18 protein-coding genes and 3 pseudogenes are annotated in these 23,726 nt (G+C 66.8%); 4 read left to right on the top strand and 17 right to left on the bottom strand.

Annotated features, from left to right (window positions below; genetic code table 11):
• Window positions 1-37: 37 nt before the first annotated feature.
• A complete protein-coding gene (locus tag BQ7388_RS00790; RefSeq protein WP_083558153.1) occupies window positions 38-1,213 on the bottom strand; it encodes a cation diffusion facilitator family transporter in 1,176 nt (391 codons plus the stop codon).
• Window positions 1,214-1,297: 84 nt separating this feature from the next.
• Here BQ7388_RS00790 and BQ7388_RS00785 point away from each other — a divergent pair, with 84 nt between their 5' ends.
• From BQ7388_RS00785 to thyA, 3 genes are all read left to right on the top strand, one after another.
• A complete protein-coding gene (locus BQ7388_RS00785; protein ID WP_062531290.1) occupies window positions 1,298-1,708 on the top strand; it encodes a (deoxy)nucleoside triphosphate pyrophosphohydrolase in 411 nt (136 codons plus the stop codon).
• A 79-nt stretch (window positions 1,709-1,787) separates the two neighbouring features.
• The gene (locus tag BQ7388_RS00780; RefSeq protein ID WP_072499545.1) at window positions 1,788-2,126 is read left to right on the top strand and encodes a hypothetical protein; all 339 of its coding nucleotides are present in this window, start codon (window positions 1,788-1,790) and stop codon (window positions 2,124-2,126) included.
• Between the two features lie 64 nt (window positions 2,127-2,190).
• Window positions 2,191-3,039 (top strand): thymidylate synthase, encoded by an 849-nt coding sequence (gene thyA, locus BQ7388_RS00775; RefSeq protein ID WP_072499544.1) that lies wholly within the window; start codon window positions 2,191-2,193, stop codon window positions 3,037-3,039.
• Between the two features lie 109 nt (window positions 3,040-3,148).
• Here thyA and BQ7388_RS00770 read toward each other — a convergent pair.
• Window positions 3,149-3,658: pseudogene (locus BQ7388_RS00770) on the bottom strand (aldehyde dehydrogenase family protein); the annotation flags it as partial.
• A gap of 233 nt (window positions 3,659-3,891) precedes the next feature.
• Between BQ7388_RS00770 and BQ7388_RS13575 the strand changes: the two are divergent.
• On the top strand, window positions 3,892-4,836 hold the full coding sequence (locus tag BQ7388_RS13575; protein WP_456319905.1) for a dihydrofolate reductase: 945 nt from the start codon (window positions 3,892-3,894) through the stop codon (window positions 4,834-4,836).
• 91 nt (window positions 4,837-4,927) lie between these two features.
• On the opposite strand, the gene BQ7388_RS00760 is transcribed toward BQ7388_RS13575, so the two are convergent.
• The 15 genes and pseudogenes from BQ7388_RS00760 to BQ7388_RS00695 form a co-directional block, all read right to left on the bottom strand.
• Window positions 4,928-5,563: a hypothetical protein gene (locus BQ7388_RS00760; RefSeq protein WP_072499543.1), complete on the bottom strand. Its 636-nt coding sequence runs from the start codon at window positions 5,561-5,563 to the stop codon at window positions 4,928-4,930.
• Between the two features lie 112 nt (window positions 5,564-5,675).
• On the bottom strand, window positions 5,676-6,452 hold the full coding sequence (locus BQ7388_RS00755) for a phosphotransferase family protein (RefSeq protein WP_009279096.1): 777 nt from the start codon (window positions 6,450-6,452) through the stop codon (window positions 5,676-5,678).
• 53 nt (window positions 6,453-6,505) lie between these two features.
• Window positions 6,506-8,806: pseudogene (adhE, locus tag BQ7388_RS00750) on the bottom strand (bifunctional acetaldehyde-CoA/alcohol dehydrogenase); the annotation flags it as partial.
• Window positions 8,807-8,839: 33 nt separating this feature from the next.
• A pseudogene (locus BQ7388_RS13570) lies at window positions 8,840-9,250 on the bottom strand (PLP-dependent transferase); the annotation flags it as partial.
• A 155-nt stretch (window positions 9,251-9,405) separates the two neighbouring features.
• Window positions 9,406-11,172: a threonine--tRNA ligase gene (gene thrS, locus BQ7388_RS00745; protein WP_072499542.1), complete on the bottom strand. Its 1,767-nt coding sequence runs from the start codon at window positions 11,170-11,172 to the stop codon at window positions 9,406-9,408.
• Window positions 11,173-11,538: 366 nt separating this feature from the next.
• On the bottom strand, window positions 11,539-13,302 hold the full coding sequence (locus tag BQ7388_RS00740) for a 1-deoxy-D-xylulose-5-phosphate synthase (RefSeq protein ID WP_072499541.1): 1,764 nt from the start codon (window positions 13,300-13,302) through the stop codon (window positions 11,539-11,541).
• A gap of 217 nt (window positions 13,303-13,519) precedes the next feature.
• Entirely contained in the window at window positions 13,520-13,951 is a 432-nt protein-coding gene (locus BQ7388_RS00735; RefSeq protein WP_009279091.1) for a double zinc ribbon domain-containing protein, read from the bottom strand.
• A 98-nt stretch (window positions 13,952-14,049) separates the two neighbouring features.
• Complete coding sequence (locus BQ7388_RS00730) at window positions 14,050-15,459, bottom strand: bifunctional folylpolyglutamate synthase/dihydrofolate synthase (protein WP_072499540.1); 1,410 nt, start codon at window positions 15,457-15,459, stop codon at window positions 14,050-14,052.
• Between the two features lie 88 nt (window positions 15,460-15,547).
• Window positions 15,548-16,147, bottom strand: a complete 600-nt coding sequence (gene folE / locus BQ7388_RS00725; protein WP_072499539.1) for a GTP cyclohydrolase I FolE — start codon at window positions 16,145-16,147, stop codon at window positions 15,548-15,550.
• 59 nt (window positions 16,148-16,206) lie between these two features.
• Entirely contained in the window at window positions 16,207-17,058 is an 852-nt protein-coding gene (locus BQ7388_RS00720; protein ID WP_009279088.1) for a bifunctional 5,10-methylenetetrahydrofolate dehydrogenase/5,10-methenyltetrahydrofolate cyclohydrolase, read from the bottom strand.
• Window position 17,059: 1 nt separating this feature from the next.
• On the bottom strand, window positions 17,060-17,692 hold the full coding sequence (locus BQ7388_RS00715; RefSeq protein WP_072499538.1) for a cyclodeaminase/cyclohydrolase family protein: 633 nt from the start codon (window positions 17,690-17,692) through the stop codon (window positions 17,060-17,062).
• Between the two features lie 119 nt (window positions 17,693-17,811).
• Window positions 17,812-19,476: a formate--tetrahydrofolate ligase gene (locus BQ7388_RS00710; protein ID WP_072499537.1), complete on the bottom strand. Its 1,665-nt coding sequence runs from the start codon at window positions 19,474-19,476 to the stop codon at window positions 17,812-17,814.
• 377 nt (window positions 19,477-19,853) lie between these two features.
• Window positions 19,854-20,963: a helix-turn-helix domain-containing protein gene (locus BQ7388_RS00705; RefSeq protein ID WP_072499536.1), complete on the bottom strand. Its 1,110-nt coding sequence runs from the start codon at window positions 20,961-20,963 to the stop codon at window positions 19,854-19,856.
• 110 nt (window positions 20,964-21,073) lie between these two features.
• Window positions 21,074-22,978, bottom strand: coding sequence for an ABC transporter permease (locus BQ7388_RS00700; protein WP_072499535.1), 1,905 nt, complete (start codon window positions 22,976-22,978; stop codon window positions 21,074-21,076).
• A 1-nt stretch (window position 22,979) separates the two neighbouring features.
• Window positions 22,980-23,723 (bottom strand): ABC transporter ATP-binding protein, encoded by a 744-nt coding sequence (locus BQ7388_RS00695; RefSeq protein WP_009279083.1) that lies wholly within the window; start codon window positions 23,721-23,723, stop codon window positions 22,980-22,982.
• Between the last annotated feature and the right edge of the window lie 3 nt (window positions 23,724-23,726).

Here is a 23,726-nt window from a genome sequence, read left to right as displayed (position 1 = left end):
CATCTGGGTCGCCATCCCCGGGCGACGACCCCCCATCCTAGTCCGAAACGTCCGAGTCGAGCCCCACGGTGAAGCTCCAGTCGGGATATGCCTCGGAGCATTCTGCACGGATCGCCTCGTAGGTCCCCATCCTGTCAGGGTCGTCGAAGTCGACGATCACGTCGAAGAGCGCCGTGTGCCTCTCTTCGTTTGCGTAGAACCCGTGCATCTGCGCCACGTGCTCGTGGGACCACACGATGCGCTCCACCCCCTCGCGCAGGTCCCTCAGGGCCTCCGACCCCGAATCGTTCGTCGCATAGATCCCGACCGTGGTCAGGATGACCCCGCATCGCTCGAACGCCCGTGACTGGATGGCGCGGGAGAGCGCGTCAATCTGGGGGGCGGCGAGGCGGTCATCCACCTCCACATGCACGCTTCCCTGAAGGCGCTGGGGCCCGTAGTCGCTCAGCAGGAGGTCATAGGCGCCACGCACCCCATCGACGGACTCTACTGCCTCCTTGACGCGACGCGAGACGCCGGCGTCGACGCGCTCGCCCAGCACCTTGGAGAGGGTCTCGCGAAGCATGGAGACGCCGCTCTTGAAGATGATGACCGAGATGAGCGCGCCAAGCCATCCCTCGAGGCGCGCTCCGGTGGCGAGATGGACGAAGGCGGCCGCAAGGGTCGTCGCGGAGATGGCCGCGTCCATGGATGCGTCGGTGCCGGAGGCGACGAGGGCGTCGGAAGAGACGCGTCTGCCCACCGACCTCGCGTGTCTTCCCATGAGGAGCTTGGCGACGACCGCCGCCGCGACGATGGCGAGGGACGTCGCAGAGTAGTCTGGCGTCGCGGGGTCCAGGATGGACGCGACAGACTCCTTGAGGGAGCTTGCGCCCGCCGCAAGCACTATTGCCGCGATCACGATGGCGGAGAGGTACTCCACGCGGCCGTAGCCAAAGGGATGCCGCCTGTCGGCCGGACGGGAGGCAAGTCGCGTCCCGATGATGGTGATGAGCGAGGACAGGGCGTCCGAGAGGTTGTTCACCGCGTCGAGCGCGATCGCGATGGAGCCCGTGAGGGCGCCCACGACCGCCTTGAAGGCCGCGAGCACGACGTTGCCGGCGATGGCCAGCTCGCTCGCGCGAACGATGATCCGGTCCCTCTCGCCCTCGTCCCTTTCCAGGAGCGTCCTCAGCTCCTGGCCCCCCTCCGAGTCGACCTGCTCCCCTGACATGTCGCGATACCTCCGCGCTATAGAATCGAATGGGCTCCGCATACCAACCACTGATACCCATCGCGAGGGCCCGGAGGTGCGTGAATGGAAAAGACCAAGGTTGTCTGTGCCATCGTCCAACGCGACGGGAAGGTCCTGGCGGCACGGCGCGGACATGGCATGGAGGGATGGGAGTTCCCCGGCGGCAAGGTGGAGGAGGGCGAGTCGCGCGAGGAGGCCCTCAGGCGCGAGGTGCGGGAGGAACTGGGGTGCGAGCTCTCCACCATCTGGTACCTCGACAGCGTCGACTACGAGTATCCCGGCTTCCACCTGGACATGGACTGCTTCGTGTGCAGCCTCGCCGAGGGGGAGGAGCCCGTCCTTCGCGAGCACCGCGAGCTCCGCTGGCTGGGCCGGGACGAGCTCACCGACGTCGACTGGCTTCCCGCGGACCACGGGCTGATCATGACGCTGGGCGTGATGTGGGACTCCATCTTCGAGTCCAGCCATCTCTAGGCTGCGGGCACCCCGAGGAAATGCGACGTGACGCCTTGCCTCGGGTATCATGGGAAGCCAGCCCACAGAGGAGGTATGCATGGAGGAGCAGGCTCAGGTCACCGAAAGCGGGCCGCAGGTCATAGAGACCGCCTCGGGCACCACCTCGCCTGACAACGCGAACTCGGGGGCCAAGCCCCTCGTCATAGCCGGCCTGGGCCTCCTGCTGGCCATCCTCGTCTTCTCCTACCTGGGTGGCTGCGCCGCCCAGGTCGTGGGTGACGCCCTCGACAGGGAATTCAGGGCCTTCGCCCAGATGAAGGGCTCGGGAGGGAATGCCTGGGAGACCGACGAGGACGACGAGGAGCTCGTCCGGGAGCTTGAGGAGCTCCTCCGCGACGACCAGGACCTCGGGTCATCCCCCATCCAGCGAGGCTAGGCCAACGAGGGCGGCGACGTGCCGCCACAACCAAGATCCAGGGCGCAAGGCGAGAGGAGCGCGCATGAGCAAGGCCGACGATATCTTCATTGGCATGTGCAGGCAGATCATCGAGCACGGCAGCACCACCGAGGGCCAGAAGGTCCGGCCCCGCTGGGAGGACGGCAGTCCCGCCTACACCATCAAGAGCTTCGGCATGTGCAACCGCTACGACCTGCGGGAGGAGTTTCCCGCCCTCACCCTGAGGAGGACCGCCCTCAAGAGCGCCATGGACGAGGTCCTCTGGATCTACCAGCGCAAGTCCAACAACATCAACGACCTCCACTCCCACATCTGGGACGAGTGGGCCGACGAGGACGGCAGCATAGGCAAGGCCTACGGCTATCAGGTCGCGCAGAGGAGCCATTACCCCGAGGGCGACTTCGACCAGATGGACCGCGTCCTCTATGACCTCAAGAACAACCCCTACTCCCGCCGCATCATGACCAACCTGTACACCTTCGGCGACCTCAGCGAGATGAACCTCTATCCCTGCGCCTTCAACGCCATCTACAACGTGACCCATGCGGAGGGCGACGAGAGGCCGACCCTCAACATGCTGCTCGTCCAGCGCAGCCAGGACGTGCTCGCCGCGAACAACTGGAACGTCTGCCAGTACGCGCTCCTGCTCATGATGGTCGCCCAGGCCAACGACATGGTGGCCGGCGAGCTCGTGCACATGATCGCCGACGCCCACATCTACGACCGCCACGTGGACATCGTGCGGGAGCTCATCTCGCGCCCGACCCACCCTGCGCCCAAGGTGAGCCTGAACCCCGAGGTGCACGACTTCTACGACTTCACCACCGACGACCTCGTCGTGGAGGGCTACGAGCACGGGCCGCAGGTCAAGAACATCCCCATCGCGGTCTAGGGAAGCCATGATGAACGCGATAGTCTCCGTCACCCCCAGCTGGGGCATAGGGCGCGACGGCGCGCTCCTGGTGCGCAACCGCGCCGACATGCGCCGCTTCGTGGAGCTCACCATGGGCGGCNCCCGCCGCCTCGGCGGCGTCGCGGACCACGCGCGCGGCCTCGATGGTGCACTGCTTGGCGCGGGGGTGCGGGCTGATGATGATGGCGTTGCGGGTCTTGAGGCAGACCAGCGTCTTGAAGATGGCCGTCGAGGTGGGGTTGGTGGTGGGGATGACGGCGGCGATGATGCCGATGGGCTCGGCAATCTTCTTGAAGCCGTAGGCCTTGTCCTCGAATATCACGCCACAGGTCTTGGTGTTGCGGTACTTGTTGTAGATGTACTCGGCCGCATAGTGGTTCTTGATGACCTTGTCCTCGACGAGGCCCATGTGGGTCTCTTCCACCGCGAGCTTGGCCAGCGGGATGCGGGCCTTGTCGGCGGCCATGGCCGCCTCGTAGAAGATCCTGTCGACCTGCTCCTGGGTGAACGTTGCGAACTCGGCCTGGGCCACGCGCATCTGCGCGATACGCTCTGCCAGGGCATCGACGCTGTCGATGACTTTCTCGGCCTTTGCCATGCTTCCCCTTTCGCGTAAGGTAGGGCACCGCAGTCGGTGATGCCGTCTACGTAGGGCTCTACGTACGGTCCTAATCATAGCGAAAAAGCCTTGCGGGGATATGTGCAAAGGCAGGCCTAAGCGTTTCAGACTTGCACCTCTACCTGCGGTTGTCTACCAAACGATGTACAAGTGGACCCTAATTGGCGCCCAGCGGCGCAATTGGGCCGCAAGGCAACGAGGCCACTGACGCCATGCGGCGACGGAGCGCGCGTCCCTCTCGCCTGGAGCGTTCTCTATGCAAGCAACTGCGCCCCTGCGGGCGTTCTCTATGCCGTCGCGGCCCTGCAGGCGTTCTCTATGCAAGCCGCCACGCCCCTGCGGGCGTTCTCTATGCAAGTCTCTTACTTCTCGCTTACAAAACCCCAGTTGGGACCGAAACGATTTCAGAGATGTGCATAGAGAACATCGGGGGCAAGAAGAACGTACGGAAGGAAGAACGCATGGGGAGGCTTCGTGGACGAAAGGGCAAGATGCCAGAAGCGCCCCATACCCCGCCGCCGCCCGCTGCCAGGCCCGCGACCCCATTTCGGGCAGCGAGGCGCACAAAAGGGCAGAGGGAACGCCCGGGGTCAGCAGCCTTGACGGCACAGCCGTGCCTCCAGCCGTGCCACGAGCCCCCGTGCGTCTCCCCCGCCGCAGGCGACGCGACACCAGGAGGCCTCCCCCGCCAGCCGGAAGTCCACGAGGGGCCCGAATCCGTCGAAGAGCAATGCCGCCGCAGCCTCGTGGTCTGGGTCATCGGGAAGCCCGGGATAGCGCAGCCCCGAGACGGCGNCCCCCTCAGGGGACGCCGCAACGTCGTGCTCACGCGCGGGGCAGGGGGCCTGCCCGAGGGCGTGGAGGTCGCGAGCGGCATCGAGGAGGCGCTGGGCCTCGTCGCGGACACGACTCCCGACGAAGTTTGGCTCATAGGAGGACAGAGCGTCTACCAGGAGCTCCTACCCTGGTGCGAGCGCGCCTACGTGACGATGAACTACGTCGAGGCGGAGGCCGACGCCTGGTTTCCCCGGCTCGACGACCTTCCTGGCTGGAGGATCGAGTCGCGCGAGGAGGGTGGCGTCACGGCGGGGGGCGTGCCCTTCGAGTACCTGACCTACCGTCAGCTTGAGCCACGGGGCCTGGCGGAGGACGAGTAGACAGCACTGGCCAACAGCGCGGGTTGCGAACGATGCGGGGCGCAGACCGTCTTCGGCCCGCGCCCCGTCTCTCGCTGCTCAGACGCCAGGGCTAGACGAGGGACTCCAGGGACGAGAGGTCGATGTTGCCGAACAGGACGTCCGCCATCCTCTGGGCGTCATCCTTCGTGGGCTGCCAGCCATCCTCGCCCTTCACCAGGTCGAGCGTAACGTCACCCTCGACCTGGGCGTCACTTGCGTCCAGGTTCTCGTAGAAGCGGGAGAGGAGCTTCTGCGCCACGGCGGCCTCCCCGCCGTCCTGGTAGGCGGAGACGAGCTCGGCCATCCCCTCGCCGGAGGAAAAGCCCGACCAGGTCGCCTCGAGCGCCGGGGCGAGGTCGCGCCCCTTGACGTGCACGGCGGCGGTCGCCGTGTCACCATCCACGCTCACGTCCCCCAGCTGGTAGTCGAAGCCTTTGAGTACGTGCGCGGCAAGGTCGTACACGTCGATCCCACAGCCTTCGAGCCTGCTCACGCCGTCCTGCCCCAGCTGCGACACGTAAGGCTCCAGCGACTCCCTGCTCGGGTTCTTGAGCGCGTCCAGGCTTTGCGTGAGGCCAGCCCGTATGAGCTGCTCCTCCGCCTGCTTGCATCCAGCGAGCGAGAGCCCCGCACCCACGGCAAGCACCAGGGCGAAGGCCAGGCAGGCAAGCCTGGCAAGTCCCCTTCGAGTGGTCTTTGCGCGCATCTCTCCCCTTCCTTCGGGCCTTGTCCTTGCTGGGGCGTCATGCGCAGGGGACCCGAAAGGCTCTCCGGGTCCCCTGCATCCCTAACTCACGTGGCGGGCCATGCCCCGTTGCCTACTCGTAGTCGCCCACGTTGACCATACCGGCGAGCTTCTCCTCGTTGACCTTGCGGTTACGCGAGAGCTCCGCGGCGGCGACGACGGGCAGCCAGTAGTGCACGACCTGCTTGGGCGTGTCGGTACGCCGCGAGTAGATGACCAGGTACTCCTCGGCAAGCTCGGGGTCCTCGAGGCTGAAGAGCAGGTAGGTCATGGCGGCGTCAAGCTCGGGCAGGCCGGCGGTGACGTGCGCCCAGTCGCAGACGTAGAGCTCGTTGCCGTCCTCGCTCACGATCACGTTGGAGGGGACGAAGTCGCCGTGGCACACCCTCATGCCGGGCTTCATCCCGTCGACGCGCATCTCGAGGTCGTAGCGCACGGAGGGGTCGATGCCCTTGCAGCTGGCTATCATGCGTGCCAGCTTGTCCTTCTGGCGGTTGAGCAGGGGCGCCTCGAAGGAGTGGACCTCCGCCTGGAGGTCCACCAGCTGCTCCAGGTAGCGCCCCCTCCCCTCGGGATCGCCCTGGGCGACCTCGAGCAGCGTCACGCCGTGGACGTAGCGGGTGGCAAGGGCCCAGGAGCCCTTGTGCTCGCCCTCCTCCACGCGGGAGACCTCGAGCACCTCGGGGACGCGGATGCCCACGCCCTGGACGCGCGCGAGGTTGAGGGCCTCGTTGAACACGTCGGCCGCGGGCTTCTCGCTGTTGAACACCTTAACGAGCCTGTCACCATCGTGGTAGACGACCTTGTTGCCACGACGCACCAATTCGACCTTGCCGTCAGACAGCTTCATTGCGATCCTCCTCGTGGGTCACGAATCGTTGCTTCCTTCGACCTCCCGCAGCGCTAGTCCTCGTAGGAGCTAGGCTCGCGGCCGTAGTAGGCATCGAGGTAGAGCTCCTTGATCTCGCTCATCAGGGGATAGCGGGGGTTCGCGCCGGTGCACTGGTCGTTGAAGGCCTGCTCCACCATGGCGTCGAGGTTGTCGAGGAAGTTCTTCTCGTCCACGCCGTACTCGGCGATGGTGCGATGGACGCCCACGTAGTCGAAGAGCTCCTGGATCTTGGCGACGAACTTCTCGAAGACCTCCTGGTCGTCCTTGCCGGTGACGCCACAGTAGCGGGCGGCCTCGGCGTAGCGGTGCAGGGTCTTGGGATGGTCATACTGCGGGAAGGTGCCCATGCGGGTGGGGCGCTCGGCCGCGTTGTAGCGCATGACGCGCGTGAGGATCACCGCGTTGGCCCAGCCGTGCGGGATGTGGTGGAAGGCGCCCAGCTTGTGCGCCATGGAGTGGTTGATGCCGAGGAACGCGTTGGCGAAGGCGAGGCCACCCAGGCAGGAGGCGTTCGCCATGTGGTCGCGGGCCTCGACGTCGGTCGGGTTGTCGTAGGCGCGGGGCAGGTAGTCGAAGACCAGCTTCATGCCCTGGAGTGCCAGGGGGTCGGTGTAGTCGGACGCCATGACCGACACGTAGGCCTCGAGGCAGTGGGTCAGGACGTCGACGCCAGAGGACGAGGTGAGGCCACGCGGCTGGGTCATCATGTTGTCCGTGTCCACGATGGCCATGTTGGGCATGAGCTCGTAGTCGGTGATGGGCCACTTAACGCCGGTCGTCTTGTCGGTGATGATGGCGAAGGGCGTGACCTCGGAGCCGGTGCCCGAGGAGGTGGGGATGGCCACGAAGTAGGCCTTCTTGCCCATCTTGGGGAAGGTGTAGACGCGCTTGCGGATGTCCATGAAGTCGGCGGACATGTCCTCGAACTTCTCGTCCGGGTTCTCGTACATCGACCACATGATCTTGCCGCAGTCCATGGCCGAGCCGCCGCCCATGGCGATGATCACGTCGGGCTCGAAGGCCTTCATCTGCTGCAGGCCCTCGAGCGCGGACTGCAGCGAGGGGTCGGGCTCGACGTTCCAGAAGCTGGAGTGCACGATGCCCATCTGGTCGAGCTTGTCCTCGATGGGCTTGGTGAAGCCGTTCTTGTAGAGGAACTGGTCGGTGACGATGAAGCAGCGCTTCTTGCCCATGACCGTGCCCAGCTCGTCCAGGGCGACGGGCATGCAGCCCTTCTTGAAGTAGACCTTCTCGGGGGTACGGAGCCACAGCATGTTCTCACGCCTCTCTGCCACGTCCTTGACATTGAGCAGGTTGGCGACGCCGACGTTTCCGCAGACGGAGTTGCCTCCCCAGGTTCCGCAGCCGAGGGTGAGCGACGGGGTCATCATGAAGTTGTAGATGTCACCGATGCCGCCCTGGGCAGCGGGGGTGTTGACCAGGATGCGGCAGGTCTTCATGGCATTCTGGTGCTTCTCGAGCTTCTCGGTCTCGCGCACGTCACAGAAGAGGGAGCTCGTGTGGCCGTAGCCGCCGTCGGCGACCAGGCGCGATGCCTTCGCGATGGCGTCGTCGAAGTCCTTGGCGCGGTACATGCCCAGGATGGTGGTGAGCTTCTCGTGCGCCCAGCGGTTGGAGGGCTCGACGGACTCGGTCTCGCCAATCAGGACCTTGGTGGACCTGGGGACGTCCACGCCCGCCTCGCAGGCGATGTGGTAGGCGGACTGGCCCACCATGGCGGCGTTGACCGCGCCGCCGTCCTTGATGACGAGGTTGACGACCTTGTCCGCCTCCTCGCCCTTCAGGAAGTAGCAGCCGCGCTTCTCGAACTCGGCCTTGACCGCGTCGTAGACGCCGTCGAGGACAATCACGTTCTGCTCGGTGGCGCAGATCATGCCGTAGTCGAAGGTCTTGGAGTGGATGATCGAGTTGACCGAGAGCTCGACGTCCGCGGAGTCGTCGATGATCGCGGGGTTGTTGCCGGGGCCGACGCCCAGGGCGGGCTTGCCCGAGCTGTAGGCGGCGTTGACCATGCCGGGGCCGCCCGTGGCGAGGATGGTGTCGCAGGAGTGCATCAGCTCGTTGGTGAGGGCGAGCGAGGGCTCGTCGATCCACGAGATGATGCCCTTGGGCAGGCCCGCCGCCTCGGCGGCGTCGCGGACCACGCGCGCGGCCTCGATGGTGCACTGCTTGGCGCGGGGGTGCGGGCTGATGATGATGGCGTTGCGGGTCTTGAGGCAGACCAGCGTCTTGAAGATGGCCGTCGAGGTGGGGTTGGTGGTGGGGATGACGGCGGCGATGATGCCGATGGGNCCGAATCCGTCGAAGAGCAATGCCGCCGCAGCCTCGTGGTCTGGGTCATCGGGAAGCCCGGGATAGCGCAGCCCCGAGACGGCGGGATGGCAGCGCAGGTAGCAGGCGACGACCATCGCCTCGTCGTTCGCGGCACGTCGGCGCAGGTCGAAAGCAGGAAGCGCCGCCACGAGCGCCTCGAGCTCCCCCGCACTCGCGCCGTCGAGCGCGTCCACAGCCTCGTCCAGTCCCGCGACGCGCCGCGAGTCGCGCGAGAGGCTCACCGCGGCCAGACCCGCGCCCTCTCCCAGGACGGGGTCGAGGAGCTCCACCGCCAGGTGCGCACCACGCCTGAGCGGCGCCGCGCCAAAGGAGCTCGCGAGCGTGTTGTCGGCCACGACCGCCCTGCCCTGCCCCCGCGCCTCGGGAGCGAGGACGCGCAGGTCCGGCACCCCCACGGGCATGCCTCCGAGGGTCGGCACCACGAGGGCGTCCCCGGGCAGGCACAGACGCGAGAGGAGCCCCTCCCGGGAGCCGGCGCGCACGACGCGCGTGCGCCGTGCCCCGACCCTCTGGGAGAACCCCCTCTCGACCTCGCTCTGAGGACGGCCCCCCACGCCTAGCCGCGACGTTCGGCGATCTCTGCCGTCACGCTGGCAACGAACTCCTCGAGGCTCGTCTGGTGGGTCTCGTTGGAGCGGTCGCGGACGCTGATGTTGCCCGCCTCAGCTTCCTTCTCGCCCAGGATGAGCATGTAGGGCACGCGGTCGATGGAGCGCGCCTCACGAATCTTGTAGCCGATCTTCTCGTCGCGCTCGTCCACCTTGACGCGGATGCCGGCGGCGCGCAGCCTCTCGCCGACCTCCTTGGCGTAGTCGCGGGCCTTCTCGGACACGGGAAGGACCTTGACCTGGCAGGGGCTCAGCCAGGTGGGGAACTTGCCGGCGTACTGCTCGATGAGCATGCCGGTGAAGCGCTCGAAGGATCCGAAGCCGGCGCGGTGGATCATGATGGGGCGCTGCTTGCTGCCGTCGGGGGCAGTGTACTCGAGCTCGAAGTTCTGGGGGAGCTGGAAGTCGAGCTGGATGGTGCCGCACTGCCAGGTGCGGCCCAGGCAGTCCTGCAGGTGGAAGTCAATCTTGGGGCCATAGAAGGCGCCGTCGCCCTCGTTGAGCGTGTACTCGACGCCCATGGAGTCGAGCGCCTCCTTGAGGCCCGCCTCTGCCTGCTCCCAGTCCTCGTCGGAGCCCATGGAGTCCTCCGGGCGGGTGGAGAGCTCGACGCGGTAGGGGAAGCCGAACTGAGCGTAGTAGGTGGTGATCAGGTGCGCCGTGTCCGTCACCTGCTCGGTGATCTGGTCGGGACGGATGAAGAGGTGGGCGTCGTCCTGGGTGAACTCGCGCACGCGGAAGAGGCCGTGCAGGGCGCCCTTGAGCTCGTGACGGTGGTCGAGCCCGGCCTCGGCGAGCTTGAGGGGCAGGTCGCGGTAGGAGCGCGGACGGCTCTTGTAGATCAGGCAGGCACCCGGGCAGTTCATGGGCTTCACCGCGTAGTCCTCATCGTCGATGAGGGTGGTGTACATGTTCTCTTTGTAGTGGTCCCAGTGGCCCGAGGTCTCCCAGAGCTTGCGCGAGAGGATGATGGGCGTCTGCACCTGCTCGTAGCCGTAGGCGTCCTGCATCTCCTGCCAGTACTGCATGAGGGCGTTCTTGACGCGCATGCCGTTGGGGAGCCAGAAGGGAAATCCCGGACCCGCGTCGCTCATCATGAAGAGGTCCATCTCGCGGCCTATCTTGCGGTGGTCGCGCTTCTCGGCCTCCTCGAGCATGTGCTCCCAGGCCGCGAGCTCGTCCTTGCTGCGGAAGGCGGTGCCGCTCACGCGGGTGAGCATCTTGTTGGAGCTGTCGCCCTTCCAGTAGGCGCCCGACACGCCGGTGAGCTTGAAGGCCTTGAGGGCCTTGGTGTACATGAGGTGGGGCCCCACGCACATGTCGACGTACTCGCCCTGCCTGTAGAAGGTGATGCGCGCGTCCTCGGGGAGGTCGCCGATGTGCTCGACCTTGTACTTCTCCCCCCTCTCCCTCATGTGCTCGATGGCCTCGGCACGGGGGAGCTCGTAGGTCTCGAACTTGAGGTTCTCCTTGGCCACCTTGCGCATCTCGGCCTCGATGGCGGGAAGGTCCTCGTCGGTGATCTTCTGGCCCCCGGGCAGGTCGATGTCGTAGTAGAAGCCGTTCTCAGTGGCGGGACCGTAGGCGAAGTCGGCCTCGGGGTACAGGCGCTTGATGGCCTGCGCCATGATGTGCGCGGCAGAGTGGCGGATGACGTGGAGCTCCTCGTCCTCGGGGACCTCGTCCACGCGGCCGTCGTTGAAGAGTGCCTTCATAGTTGTAAAACCTTTCCTTGCAGCTGGTCGCTTGCCATGCTCGTCGGTACAAGAAAAAACGCCCGACCTCCCTCTGGGGCCGAGCGGTTGAGGCGCCTGCCACAGGCAGCTCGCTGCCGTGAAGGGACAGACGCCTAGATAGTCGGAGTTCGGGTGGAGCTGGCAGACGCTGGCCTGTCGCAAGAGAGCATGCTGGGAAACCTCCGTTTGGCTACAGGGCAAAGGTTTACCACATCCTGGGCCTCCGGTCAGCCCAGACAGCGCACTTGGAACCCATCGCCCCAAGGAGGCCACATGGACGACGCGGGCGAGAGGAGCCATCCGCGACCGCGCACGCACGCCCCTCTCGCCCGCCCCGCGCGGTGGCTATGCCCCCAGCTGGGCCAGAACGTCCTCGCAGACCTGCTCGGGGGCGAGCCGCGCCTCGCGCAGGAGCTCGTCCGCGTCGTAGCGGTCGTAGAAGGCCTTCGCGAAGCCGCGGACCAGGACCCTCGTGGAGGGGTCGGCCGCGAGCCGACCCGCCACGCACTGGCCGAAGCCGCCGTCCACCGAGCCGTCCTCGAGGGTCACGACGAGCTCGTGCGTGCGGGCGATCTTGTCCAGGGCGCCCTCGTCGAGACCGGAGGCGAAGAGGGGGTTGACCAGCGTGGCCTCCACCCCGTGCTCGGCGAGGAGGTCCGCCGCCCGCTCTCCCAGGCCGAAGAAGTCCCCCAACGCGAGGATCGCGACCCTCTTGCCCACGCGCGCGTGCTCCCAGCGGGTCTGGGAGTAGTCGTCGCGCTGGACGGCGCCCTCGGGCGCGTGCCGCACGGGACCGGCGGGAAGGGCGATGTAGACCGGGCCCTCCTCCTGGTCGAGCGACCACCCGAGCATGGAGAGGTACTCCTCCACGTTGGTGGGGGCGAGGTAGGTGATGCCGGGGATGTTGGCCACCATGGGGATGGAGTAGAAGGCGGCGTGGGTCACGTCGCTCATGCCCCAGACCGAGGCGTTGGCACCCACGATGGTCGCAGGGTTGTGGTTGATGGAGAGGTCCTGCGAGAGCTGGTCGTAGACGCGCTGCAGGAAGGTCGCCTGCGTGCCGAAGACGACGTGCGCCCCTGCCTTCGCCGCTCCGGAGGCCAGGGCGACGGCAGTCTCCTCGGCGATGCCGACGTCCAGGTAGTGCTCGCCGAGGTCCGCGCGCTGGGAGGGCCCGAGGCCCAGGGTGCCGGGCACTGCGGCGGCGAGCACGAGGAGGTCGCGGTCCGACTTGGCGCGCTCGAGCAGGTAGCGCGCCGTGATGGAGCCGTAGCCCTCGCCGGAGCCCTGGCGGAGGGGACGCCCCGTGGCGAGGTCGAAGGGGGCGTTGTAGTGCCAGGGCTCGGGGTCCTGCTCGGCGGGGGCGTAGCCCTTGCCCTTCAGGGTGTTGACGTGGACCACCACGGGATGGTCGATGTCGCGGACCTCCTCGAAGGCGGCGACGAGGGCCGCGCAGTCGTTGCCGTCCGCCACGTAGCGGTAGTCGAGGCCCATGGCCCGGAAGAGGTTGTCCTCCGCCTTGCCCCCCGTCTCGCGCAGGCGGGCGAGGCCCGCGTACATGCCGCCGTGGTTCTCGGCGATGGACATCTGGTTGTCGTTGAAGACGATGACGAAGTTGCTGCCCAGCTCGCCGGCGACGTCCAGGCCCTCGAGGGCCTCTCCCCCGCTGAGGGACCCGTCGCCTATGACCGCGACGACGTTCTCGTGCCTCCCGGCGAGGTCGCGGGCCTTGGCCAGCCCCAGTGCCAGGCTGATGGAGGTCGAGGTGTGGCCGACCTCGAAGAGGTCGTGGTCCGACTCGGCGGGGTTGCTGTAGCCGCTGACCTCGTCGTAGCGCGCGGGGTCGAGGTAGGCGTCGACGCGCCCTGTGAGCATCTTGTGCGGGTAGGTCTGGTGCGAGACGTCGAAGACGAAGTGGTCGCGAGGCGAGTCGAACACGTAGTGCAGGGCGATCGTCGCCTCGACGAAGCCGAAGTTGGGGCCGAAGTGCCCACCGTGCGCCGCGGCGCGCCTCAGTAGCGCGTCCCTGATCTCCTGTGCGAGGACCGGCAGCTGGTCGCTCGCGAGGGCCTTCACGTCCTGGGGCGAATGGATGTTCTCTAGGTACATGCGCTTCCTTTCTGCGCCGCATCGGAACGGCGGCTTTTCTCGGGACCTTATTCCCCGGGGTGGGGCGCGCGAGAACGACGTCACGTACCTTCCCGCCCATCGAAACGCATGCGTAACGAAGCGGGCCGCACGACGTCAGAGGTCCGTCGCGCACAAGTCAGGCGCCCCCGTCGCGGTGACGGAGGCGCCTGGCGTCGGAACTACGTTGGCCTTAGGGCTACTGGATGCGGGTACGGCAGTAGGGGCAGACCTTCCAGTCCGCATTGAGCGGGCGGTGGCAGGTGGGGCAGACGTTGCGCACCTGCGTGTTGCAGATGGGGCAGACCACGAAGTCGCGGTCGATGGGAGCTCCGCACTTGGGACAGATGCCGTAGTGCGAGAGCTGGTGCTCGCGCAGGGCGATGTCCAGGTCCTGCTCCTCGCGGTCGACCAGGTAGCTGCTGGGGCGCAGGATCACGTAGGCGAGAAGGCCCACGATGGGGATCACCGAGATGATCGCCCAGAGCCACCAGGGCTCGGCACCGCGCCGCTGGGCGTCGCGGATGACGTAGACGATGGAGAGGATATAGAGCATGACGACGCAGGCGACCATGAGGTAGAGCACCATGCGCACCTCAGGGGTGATGAGCTGGTCAAGTAGGTCTGACATTAAGGCTGTGCTCCTTTGCTGTCATAGGACGGCGCCACGCGGACGGACATGCTCGCGCCATGACCCATTTGGGTAGCTCGGGCAATTGTAGCAGATGGCTAGCGCAGGGCGGCCGCGACCTCTCCCGCAAGCGTGATGGAACCACAGGCGACGAAGGCCTCTCCCACCAGGGCGGCCAGCGCCTCTCCGCAGCTCGCATACTCCCCCACCGGCTCTGCGGCATGGGCGCGGAAGCGCTCGGCAAGCTCGTGCGCCGCCAGGGCGCGCGGCGAGGACGTCTGCGTGACGACCACGCGGGGGAACTCCGGGGCAAGCAGGCCGACGATCCCATCCACGTCCTTGTCCGCCAGGACGGCGCAGAGCAGGGTGGGCCTCGTCGCCACCTCGGGAGCCACCTCCCTCACGGCCGAGAGGAACACCCCCACGGACTGCGGGTTGTGGCAGGCGTCGATGAGTCCCACGGGGTCGGCGCGCACCACGTCAAAGCGGCCGGGCGTGGGGCAGCAGACCACGGACTCGAAGAGCGCCTCGGGATTGAGCCCGCGTCCCAGAAAGTCCTCGCAGAGCACCACGGCACAGGCCACGTTGGCGGCCTGGTAGACGGGCTTCAGGGCCGAGAGCTCGCGGTAGCGCGAGCGCGGGGTCGTGACGTCGAACACCAGGGATCCGCCTATGCGCCCCGGTCGCCGCAGGACCTCGTAGCTGGCATGGGGAAGGTCCCCGTGGGTGCGCGGCAGTCCGGGGTGGAGCTCCCCCACCGCGTCCTCGAGCCTGGCGGGCCTGAGGAGCGTCGGTGCCACACCCTCGTCGGCGCAGCGCCGGAGGAAGACGTCCTCGACGCTCGCCGGGGTGGCGGTGCCCACGCCCAAGACGCAGCTCCTTCCGGAACGGATGATGGCGGCCTTCTCGCCCGCGATCTTCTCGAGGGTGTCACCCAGGATGCGGGTGTGGTCGAGGCCCACCCCCGTCACGGCGACGGACTCGATGGAGCCCACAGCCGTGGTGGCGTCCCAGCGGCCGCCCATACCGCACTCGAGCACCACGACCTCCGCCCCCAGAAGCGCGAAGGCGACGCAGGCGCCCACGGTGAGCAGGTCGAACTCGGTGATGTCGTAGGGACGCTCGCCCGAGGCCTCCCGGGCGGCGTTGACGCGTCGTCCGGCCTCCGCCGCGGCGGCGATCGCCTGGGCGAAGTCGCGCTCGGATATGGGGGCTCCGCCCACATCTATGCGCTCGGTGTAGCTCACGAGCTCGGGCGAGGTGTAGAGGCCCACCTTGAGCCCCTCCCCGCGCAGGATCGCCGCCGCGTAGCGGGAGGTGGACGTCTTGCCGTTCGTGCCCGCGACCTGCAGGCTGCGGAAGCGAAGGTCGGGGTTCCCGAGCTCCGCGAGCATGTCCTCCACGCTCTCGAGCATGGGGCTGATGCCGAGGCGCAGGGTGGCGTGAAGCCGCCCCATGGCCCCGTCGAAGTCCCAGTCAGGTACCTCGAACGGAATCTTGTAGCTCATGTGATGCGGGCCTTTCAGCTCTTGGGCATCACGCCGTCCGCCTGCCAACGGGATGCCCCTCTCGTCAGATACTGCAGCGTGCTGCGCCCTAGTTGCTCACGCCCAGGAGGCGCAGGGCCTCCTCACGCGTCTTCACGTCATTCTTGAAGCAACCGCGCACCGCCGAGGTCACCGTGAGGGAGCCTGCCGCGCGAATTCCGCGCATGGTCATGCAGGTATGCTCCGCCTCGATGACCACCATCACGCCAAGGGGGTCGAGCTCGGTCACGAAGGCATCGGCCACCTCGGCCGTGAGACGCTCCTGCAGCTGGGGACGGGCCGCATAGCCCGCCACGCAGCGGGCGATCTTTGAGAGCCCGGTGATGCGACCTGCGCGCGGGATGTAGGCAACGTGCGCCTTGCCGATGAAGGGCAGGAGGTGATGCTCGCACATCGAGTGGAAGGGGATGTCCCGGACGATGACCATCTCCTGGTTGTGGTCCTCCTGGAACTGCTTGCGCAGGTGGCGGGCAGGGTCGTCCGAGAGCCCCCCGAACAGCTCCTCGCAGGCGCGCGCCACGCGGTCGGGGGTGCCCCTGAGCCCCTCGCGGTCGGGGTCCTCCCCTATGGCGAGAAGGAACTCCCTCATCGCCGCCTCCACCCGCGGCCTGTCTATCCCATGCGCCACCTGGGCCTCGTCCCGTTCCATGCACCTGCCTTCCCTCCGGCCGCGCGCGGGCGCGGCGCCATGCACCGTCAACGTCTGAATCAGTGCCGCAGCTCGGCCGCACTCACCACGTGCTCCATGAGCACGGCCGTCGTTATGGAGCCGATCCCGCCCGGGACCGGCGTGATGGCAGAGACGAGGGGCGCCACCGCGTCGAAGTCGACGTCGCCCACAAGCCTGCCCGCCTCGCCGTCCCAGTTTATGCCCACGTCCACCACCACCTGGCCGGGAGTGACGAAGTCCGCGCCGACCATGCGGGGCCTGCCCGTGGCGACGACGAGGACCTCGGCCCCGCGGCATGCGGCGGCGAGGTCACGGGTCCTGCTGTGGCAGAGCGTCACGGTAGCGTCACGCGCCTGCAGCAGCAGCGCCAGCGGACGTCCCACGACCAGCGAGCGCCCCACGACGGTCACGCGCCTGCCCGAGAGCCCGATGCCGTAGTGGTCGAGGAGGCGCAGGGCCGCCTCCGCCGTGCAGGGCGCGAAGCCACGTCCCCTGCCCGAGAAGACCTTGGCAAGCGAGAGAGGCGTGACGCCGTCCACGTCTTTCCCAGGAGCGAGCAGGGTGCAGGCAGCCTCCCCGTCGAGCCCCGCGGGAAGCGGACGGAACATGAGGCAGCCGGAGACCTCGTCGTCCTCGTTGACGGAGCGAATGGCCGCCTCTAGCTCCCCCTGGCCGCAGCCCTCGGGCGGCAGGACCCTCCTCAGGCCGATGCCGAGCGCGTCCGCCCTCTTCTGGAGGCCGCGCTCGTAGCTGAGGTCGTCGGGCCTCTCCCCCACGCGAAGGACCGCCAGCACGGGTGGCCTCCCGGCTTCGGCGAGGGCATCCACGCGCCGGCGCAGCCCCTCGGCGATGGCTGCGGCGACGGGGGCACCCCTCAGTTCCCTGGACATGCTAGCCCCTCTCCCTCAAGGCGCGCGTGACCGCGCGCAGCAGCGCCTCGGCCCTTGGCTCCCACTGCGCCAGGAGCGCATCGCAGCGGGCGTCGAGCCCATCCGCCACGTCGCGCCGCACGAGCGAGCGCGTGTTCACGTAGACGTTCAGGCTTGCCGCCGAGAGCGACGCCCCGCAGAGCGCCGCGGCGCAGCCCACGTCCGAGACGAGCAGCCGCGATCCCTTCTCGCCCAGGAGCTCCAGCTGCGGGATCGCCCGGGCGACGAGTCCCATGAGCTCGAGGGGGACCTCGCAGGCGCCTCGGCCCGCCTCCTCGAGGGCGGCGGGCCTTCGGGGGTCGCCCGCGGGCAGGGCGTAGGCTCGGGTCAGAGGCTCGAGCGAACGGGCGTCCTCGTCCACGAGCTCGACGAGCCTCAGACGGATCCGCCCGAGCTCGTCCAGGGCCTCCCTGACCTCCCCCTCCACATCGGCGTAGCGAGACTTGCCCAGGGTGAACTCTGCTGCCATGGAGCCCAGGGCGGCACCCAGGGAGGCGACGTAAGCGACGGCCGCGCCGCCTGCGGGACTCGACACCCTGGCCGCGAGGTCGTGCGAGAAGTCCTCGCAGCTCCTCTGCACTAGGCGGTCTTCCATGTTTGCTCCAAACGACGCCTGGGCACCGGGGCAGGGGCTCCCGGCACCCAGGATGCTTTTGCTTGACCCCGTCGATGTTCCCACAGCGCGCGCTCCGCGCGGACGGCGAAGGCGACGCTCTAGAAGAGGCCCACGATGCGGCCGTCCTCGGTGACGTCGATTCCCTCCGCCGCGGGCCGCTTGGGCAGCCCAGGCATGGTCATGATGTCGCCGGTGAGCGCCACGACGAAGCCCGCGCCGGCAGAGACCTTCACGCTGCGCACGGTGATGCGGAAGCCCTCGGGTGCGCCGAGCTTGGCCGCATCGTCAGAGAAGGAGTACTGCGTCTTGGCCATGCACACCGGCATGTTGGTGAAGCCTTGGTCCTCGAGCTGCGTTATCTGCTTCTCGGCAGAAGTGGTGAAGTCGACCCCGTCGGCGCGATACACGCGCCTCGCGATGGCCTCGATGGACTCCCTGATGCCGCCCAGCTCGTAGCTGAACCGGAAGTTCGAGGGCTCGTCGCAGAGGCGCACGACCTCCTCGGCCAGAGCACGTCCGCCCTCGCCTCCCTTGGCCCACACCTCGGAGAGGGCCACGTTCACGCCCAGCTCCCTGCACTTGGCTTCGACGAGGTCGAGCTCGTCCTTGGTGTCGGTGGGGAACGCGTTGATGGCCACCACGACGGGCAGGCCATAGACGTTCTTCATGTTGTCCACGTGCTGCAGGAGGTTGGGCAGGCCCGCCTCGAGGGCTTCGAGGTTCTCGTTGTTGAGGTCTGCCTTGGCCACGCCGCCGTGGTGCTTGAGCGCGCGCACCGTGGCGACCACCACGCAGGCATCGGGCGTGAGACCCGCGAGGCGGCACTTGATGTCGCAGAACTTCTCGGCACCCAGGTCGGCCCCGAAGCCCGCCTCGGTCACCACGTAGTCGCCGAGCCTCATGGCCGTGGTGGTGGCGGAGACGGAGTTGCAGCCGTGGGCGATGTTGGCGAACGGGCCGCCATGCACGAAGGCGGGGTTGTGCTCGAGGGTCTGCACCAGGTTGGGCGAGATGGCGTCCTTGAGCAGCGCCGTCATGGCGCCTTCCGCCTTGAGGTCGTGTGCGGTGACGGGCTTGCGGTCAAAGGTGTAGGCCACCACGACGCGCCCCAGGCGCGCCTTGAGGTCCATGAGGTCGGTGGCCAGGCAGAAGATGGCCATGACCTCGGAGGCCACGGTGATGTCGAAGCCGTCCTCGCGCGGCATGCCGTTGGCCACGCCGCCCAGGCCGTCCACGATCTTGCGCAGCTGGCGGTCGTTCATGTCCATCGCGCGCTTCCACACGATGCGGCGCGGGTCGATGACCAGCTCGTTGCCCTGCTTGATGTGGTTGTCGAGCATGGCGGCCAGCAGGTTGTTGGCGTTCTCGATGGCATGGAAGTCGCCGGTGAAGTGGAGGTTGATGTTCTCCATGGGAATGACCTGGGCGTATCCGCCACCTGCCGCACCACCCTTGACACCGAAAACCGGCCCCAGAGAGGGCTCGCGCAGAGCGAGCACCGTCTTGTGACCGAGGGCGTTCATGGCGTCGGCCAGTCCGACGGAGGTGGTGGTCTTGCCCTCGCCGGCGGGCGTGGGATTGATGGCGGTCACGAGGACGAGCTTGGCCTTCTTGGGCTTGTCGGCCATCTTGGTGACGTCCACCTTGGCCATGTGGTGGCCGTAGGGGATGAGCTCGTCGTCGGTGAGGCCCAGCTTCTCGGCAATCTCGCCAATGGGCCGAATCTCGGCCTCCTGTGCGATCTCGATGTCTGACTTTGCCATCGCTTACTCCCCTTCTCCGGACGCAACGCTCGCCTTTGGACTCACGGGACACATGCTAGGGAACGTGCCCCGGCTCCCCACGCCATTTTGGCAAGAACTCCTGCGCCAGGGTTGGTCATTTTGCGCCGATGAAACCAGCCGCCCGCAGGTGGTACGACAATGACAATCATATTGAACGGAATGCCCGAGCCACACACCCAAGCTTCGGCGCGTGGGGGCAATAGGCAGAATCACCCATACGATGGCGTGTTCCGGCACGCATTGGGCTTCGCCGATGGCAATGCCCCCGGGCGGCTGCCCGCAAGGATAACAGGGCGCCCTGGGTGGAGCAGGCCGCGCGTACGAGTGCTCTGTGCGTGCGGCGCCCGTCGCGCTTGCTAGAGTTGCCTTATGCGGGCAAGGGCTCTCGCGACCTTGGAATCCTGTGCGACCAAGCTCCATTCGCCGCGGCCCTCGACCATGGAAAGAAGGCCCTTCCTCACCATTGATGCCGGGGGTCGCACCATGTCCGCCGCGTTGCCGGGGGCGAAGACGTGCTCGAAGAGGGGACCGGCAGGGAACCTCTCACCTTGCTCCGCCGCGCAGATGACCTTCTCCGCCAGGCCTGCGAACCTGGCGAGATAGGATGCTGCCTCCGTCGCCTCCTCAAGCTGGGCCGAAGCCGCCGCTGCCCCGGCCCAGAAGGTAAGGGCGGTCTCGGGCAGGTGCTCCTCCAGCTCAAAGCCCGACACGAGGGCGTTCCCAGCCTTGAGCAGCGCATCCGCCTGCGCCTTGGATGGATGGGCCAGCAGCTGGGCGCAGATGCCCCCCATGACCCCACCGAGGCTCGAGAACAGCTCGCGTTCACGAAGAGATGCGGCGTCCTCCGCTCGCCCGCACTGCTCGTACAGAGAGGCGAGCACCGAGGAGGTTCCTATGGGCGTTGCCCCAACGATGCCTTCAAGCAGGGCGATCGCCTCCCCCAACCTGTCATCTTGCCTGCGGAGGAACCCCGCCCTGATGAAGCGCGCCAGGGCGAGTTGCCTCGCGTCCTCGGAGCGAGCCTCGACACGGTCGAGGCAGTCGAAGGCGTTATCCCTCAGCTCGTCGGCTCGCGTGGGATCCGCCGCGCTCCGACCAAGGTAGAACATTGCTGCCTGGAGTAGCCAAAGCAGGCAGAAGGGGTGCTCTGCCGTCACCGACCTGATCTCTGCGTAGGCACCCTCGGGGTCGTCGTTGGCGCGCAGGGCAATTCTCGCCGCCGTCTCCCTGACCTGGCCTTCGTCCAGCTGGGAGTCCCAATCGAACAGCTCGTCAAGCGACATCCCAAACTGTGCCGCTATGCTCGGCAGCAGCGCCACGTCGGGCAGGCTGAGCCCAAGCTCCCACTTGCTTACGGCAGCCTTCGTCACGCCAAGGAGGTCCGCGAGCTGCTCCTGCGTGAGCCCCTCGGCATGGCGTGCCCGCGCGATGGTGGCCCCGATGTTGGTCGCGCTTGTGTTCTGCATGATGGCTCCCCTCTTCAGGATGGCTCCCCTCTTCCGTGCGGGTCCATTCTCTGGCGCTGGTGCCTACCGCTCAAGCGAGCGCGAGTTGACCTTTTCGAGGGTTGAGTCAACTAGTCCCGCGGACGGACGAAGGACTTCACCTGTCCGCTGAAGCGGGTGTCCAGCGCTGCAAAGAGCAGGGTCTCCAGCGCGAGCAGGGGAACCATGGTCACAGCCATGCGCACGTAGACATGTGCGCTCGCTACGTCCATGCTGATGAGGAACGCCATCGCAAAGCCCGTCAGCACGACTGCGAACCCAATGGGCAGGGAGAAGAGCAGCTGCAGCTGGCGCCTCTGGATGCGCAGCACCTGTGCCAGGGACAGCCCCATGCGGTTCAGGTTGCGCATGACGGGCAGGCTCTCGCGCACGTCGGAGAGCAGCCGGAAGTAGACGAGGCTGATGGAAGCCACTATGAAGATGACGGCCAGCATGAGCGAGATGTAGGTGTACATCTCGTACGAGTACTCCTGCAGGAAGATGGTCTCTATGCGAGGAATGAAGAGGAAGTCGTTCCCGTCCCCGAGGCCCACGCCTATCGTGCTGCGTATGCGCTCGCAGGCGGTACGCACCTCCTGGGCTTGGGCATCGTCATCCACGTCAAACGTGAAGACCCTCACGTCCACAAGGCTGCCCGTGTCCTGCAGCATCTGCCAGTCCGCATCGCTCACCACGTAACTGCCGCTGCGCTTGGCGGTGTCCAGTATGGGTGTGGACGTGCCGACGACCTCCAGCACCCGGCCGCCTGGCACCTCCACCGAGCTTTCTGGCTCGGCCGCGCCGGAGACGTCAACCGCCTGTCCGTCTTCGATCGAGAGCGTCCTACCCGACTGCCTCTCGTATGAGCTCTGGGCAACGAACTTGTTCCCGAAGATGGTCTTCTCGGTCTGCAGCATGCCGTAGGAGTCCTTCGCGTACGCCACGCCATGGCTGGCGAGCTCGGCCTCGATCTCGCTGACGTCTGACGACTCCCGCGCGTTGTCGCCATACGAGAAGTACCCGATTCCGAAGGGGATGTCCCTGGTGATGTCGGCGCGGACCGTCGTGACGAGGGCGAGGGACACGACGATGGCGCTGAACGACATCGTGAGCATGAGGGTCGACACGAACATCGTCGTGACCGACCCCTTGAGGCGGTCCCTGAGCCCGGAGACCCAGATGGCGTTTCCCTCCCTCAGGTAATAGCGCGACCGCGCGACGCGCGAGATCACGAGGAACGAGAACTGGCGGTACGCGAGGAAGAGTCCGGCGAGCGTGGACGCGATGATGAGCCAGGGTATGACGTCGACGAGCGCGTCGTGGGACTCCACGAACGTTCGCACGGACGGGATGACGCCGAACAGGCAGGTGCCGCAGCCGCAGGCGAGCAGGACGATGCCCAGGACGGCCAGGGGCTTCGAGAAGCGCATCTCGCGGCTCTCGTCGACCTTGGCGGCAAGCAGGTCGACGATGGGACGCCTGCATATCCCGCGCGCCTGCGCTGCGCTCGCCACCAGGAATATGACGGAGAACGTGACGACAGTCTGCACGATGGACGCGGACGGGAACTGGTATGCGATGTCGGCGACATGGATGATGCGGGCCATGAGCATGACCATGAGATGCCCGAAGACAAGCCCGATGACGAGTCCTGCGGCGATGGCGCTCACGCCAATCAGGAGGCTTTCGAGCACGATCGAGAGGGCGACCTGGCGCCTCGTCATGCCCATGGTGAGGAGGGCTCCGTACAGGCGCCGCTTGCGCTTCAGGAAGGCGCTGAGCGAAAGCCCCAGGAACCCCAGGGAGTACACGGCGATGAAGGCGATGGCGAGGCGCATGATGTCCTGCACGCTCTCGCTCTGCGCAAGCTGCGGATGGTTCATGTTGGCGGAGAAGACGAAGAAGACCACGATCGAGAACACGCTGCTCAGCCAGAACGCGACGTAGCTCTCCTTGTCGCGCATGACGTTGTTGAGGGCAAACCTGAAGAAGCTCATCCTACTTCGCCCCCATGAACTTGAGCACGTTCAGGATCTCGTCGTAGAACGCCAGCCCGTCTCCCTCGCGGTACAGCTCCTCCAGGATGCAACCGTCCTTGATGAAGATGGCGCGCGTGCAGAAGCTTGCGGTCTTGGCGTCATGCGTGACGATGATGGTGGAGGTGCCCCGACGCGCATTGAGGTCGGCAAAGATGCGCATGACGCCCTCGGCTGCCGCCGAGTCGAGGTTGCCCGTGGGCTCGTCGGCAAGAAGGAGGCGTGGGCTGTGGATGATGGCGCGGGCGATGGCGGCACGCTGCGCCTGACCTCCCGACACCTCATGCGTCCGTTTGTCGAGGATCTTGCCGATGCCAAGGCTCGCGGCAATGCTCTCGGCTGCGGCGTTCATGCGTGCAGGCGGGACGTGGCGCAACATGAGTGGGAGCATGATGTTCTCGCGGATGGTGAGCGTGTCCACCAGGTTGAAGTCCTGGAAGACGAAGCCGAGCTCGTTGCGGCGGAACTCGGCCGCCTCGGGCTCGCCCAGGTGGGAGATGTCGCGCCCGTCGATGCGAATTTCTCCCGAGCTGAGCGGGAGGATGCCCGAGATGAGGTTGAGGAGCGTGGACTTTCCCGATCCCGACGCCCCCATGATCGCTACGAACTCGCCCTCCTCCATCTTCATGGACAGGTCGTTCACGGCACGCACCTGAACTCCGGTTCCGTATATCTTGCTCGCGTGCTCGATGGTGAGAATCGCCATGAG

The sequence above is a fragment of the Olsenella phocaeensis genome (assembly GCF_900120385.1).
Taxonomy (GTDB): Bacteria; Actinomycetota; Coriobacteriia; order Coriobacteriales; family Atopobiaceae; genus Olsenella_I; species Olsenella_I phocaeensis.
This window is presented reverse-complemented; position numbering and strand designations above follow the sequence as displayed.

Excerpts from the sequence above, each read along its gene's own strand:
- BQ7388_RS00790 (WP_083558153.1), bottom strand. The coding sequence starts at position 1,213 with ATGTCAGGGGAGCAGGTCGACTCGGAGGGGGGCCAGGAGCTGAGGACG.
- BQ7388_RS00785 (WP_062531290.1), top strand. The coding sequence starts at position 1,298 with ATGGAAAAGACCAAGGTTGTCTGTGCCATCGTCCAACGCGACGGGAAG.
- BQ7388_RS00780 (WP_072499545.1), top strand. The coding sequence starts at position 1,788 with ATGGAGGAGCAGGCTCAGGTCACCGAAAGCGGGCCGCAGGTCATAGAG.
- thyA (WP_072499544.1), top strand. The coding sequence starts at position 2,191 with ATGAGCAAGGCCGACGATATCTTCATTGGCATGTGCAGGCAGATCATC.
- BQ7388_RS00760 (WP_072499543.1), bottom strand. The coding sequence starts at position 5,563 with ATGCGCGCAAAGACCACTCGAAGGGGACTTGCCAGGCTTGCCTGCCTG.
- BQ7388_RS00755 (WP_009279096.1), bottom strand. The coding sequence starts at position 6,452 with ATGAAGCTGTCTGACGGCAAGGTCGAATTGGTGCGTCGTGGCAACAAG.
- thrS (WP_072499542.1), bottom strand. The coding sequence starts at position 11,172 with ATGAAGGCACTCTTCAACGACGGCCGCGTGGACGAGGTCCCCGAGGAC.
- BQ7388_RS00740 (WP_072499541.1), bottom strand. The coding sequence starts at position 13,302 with ATGTACCTAGAGAACATCCATTCGCCCCAGGACGTGAAGGCCCTCGCG.
- BQ7388_RS00735 (WP_009279091.1), bottom strand. The coding sequence starts at position 13,951 with ATGTCAGACCTACTTGACCAGCTCATCACCCCTGAGGTGCGCATGGTG.
- BQ7388_RS00730 (WP_072499540.1), bottom strand. The coding sequence starts at position 15,459 with ATGAGCTACAAGATTCCGTTCGAGGTACCTGACTGGGACTTCGACGGG.
- folE (WP_072499539.1), bottom strand. The coding sequence starts at position 16,147 with ATGGAACGGGACGAGGCCCAGGTGGCGCATGGGATAGACAGGCCGCGG.
- BQ7388_RS00720 (WP_009279088.1), bottom strand. The coding sequence starts at position 17,058 with ATGTCCAGGGAACTGAGGGGTGCCCCCGTCGCCGCAGCCATCGCCGAG.
- BQ7388_RS00715 (WP_072499538.1), bottom strand. The coding sequence starts at position 17,692 with ATGGAAGACCGCCTAGTGCAGAGGAGCTGCGAGGACTTCTCGCACGAC.
- BQ7388_RS00710 (WP_072499537.1), bottom strand. The coding sequence starts at position 19,476 with ATGGCAAAGTCAGACATCGAGATCGCACAGGAGGCCGAGATTCGGCCC.
- BQ7388_RS00705 (WP_072499536.1), bottom strand. The coding sequence starts at position 20,963 with ATGCAGAACACAAGCGCGACCAACATCGGGGCCACCATCGCGCGGGCA.
- BQ7388_RS00700 (WP_072499535.1), bottom strand. The coding sequence starts at position 22,978 with ATGAGCTTCTTCAGGTTTGCCCTCAACAACGTCATGCGCGACAAGGAG.
- BQ7388_RS00695 (WP_009279083.1), bottom strand. The coding sequence starts at position 23,723 with ATGGCGATTCTCACCATCGAGCACGCGAGCAAGATATACGGAACCGGA.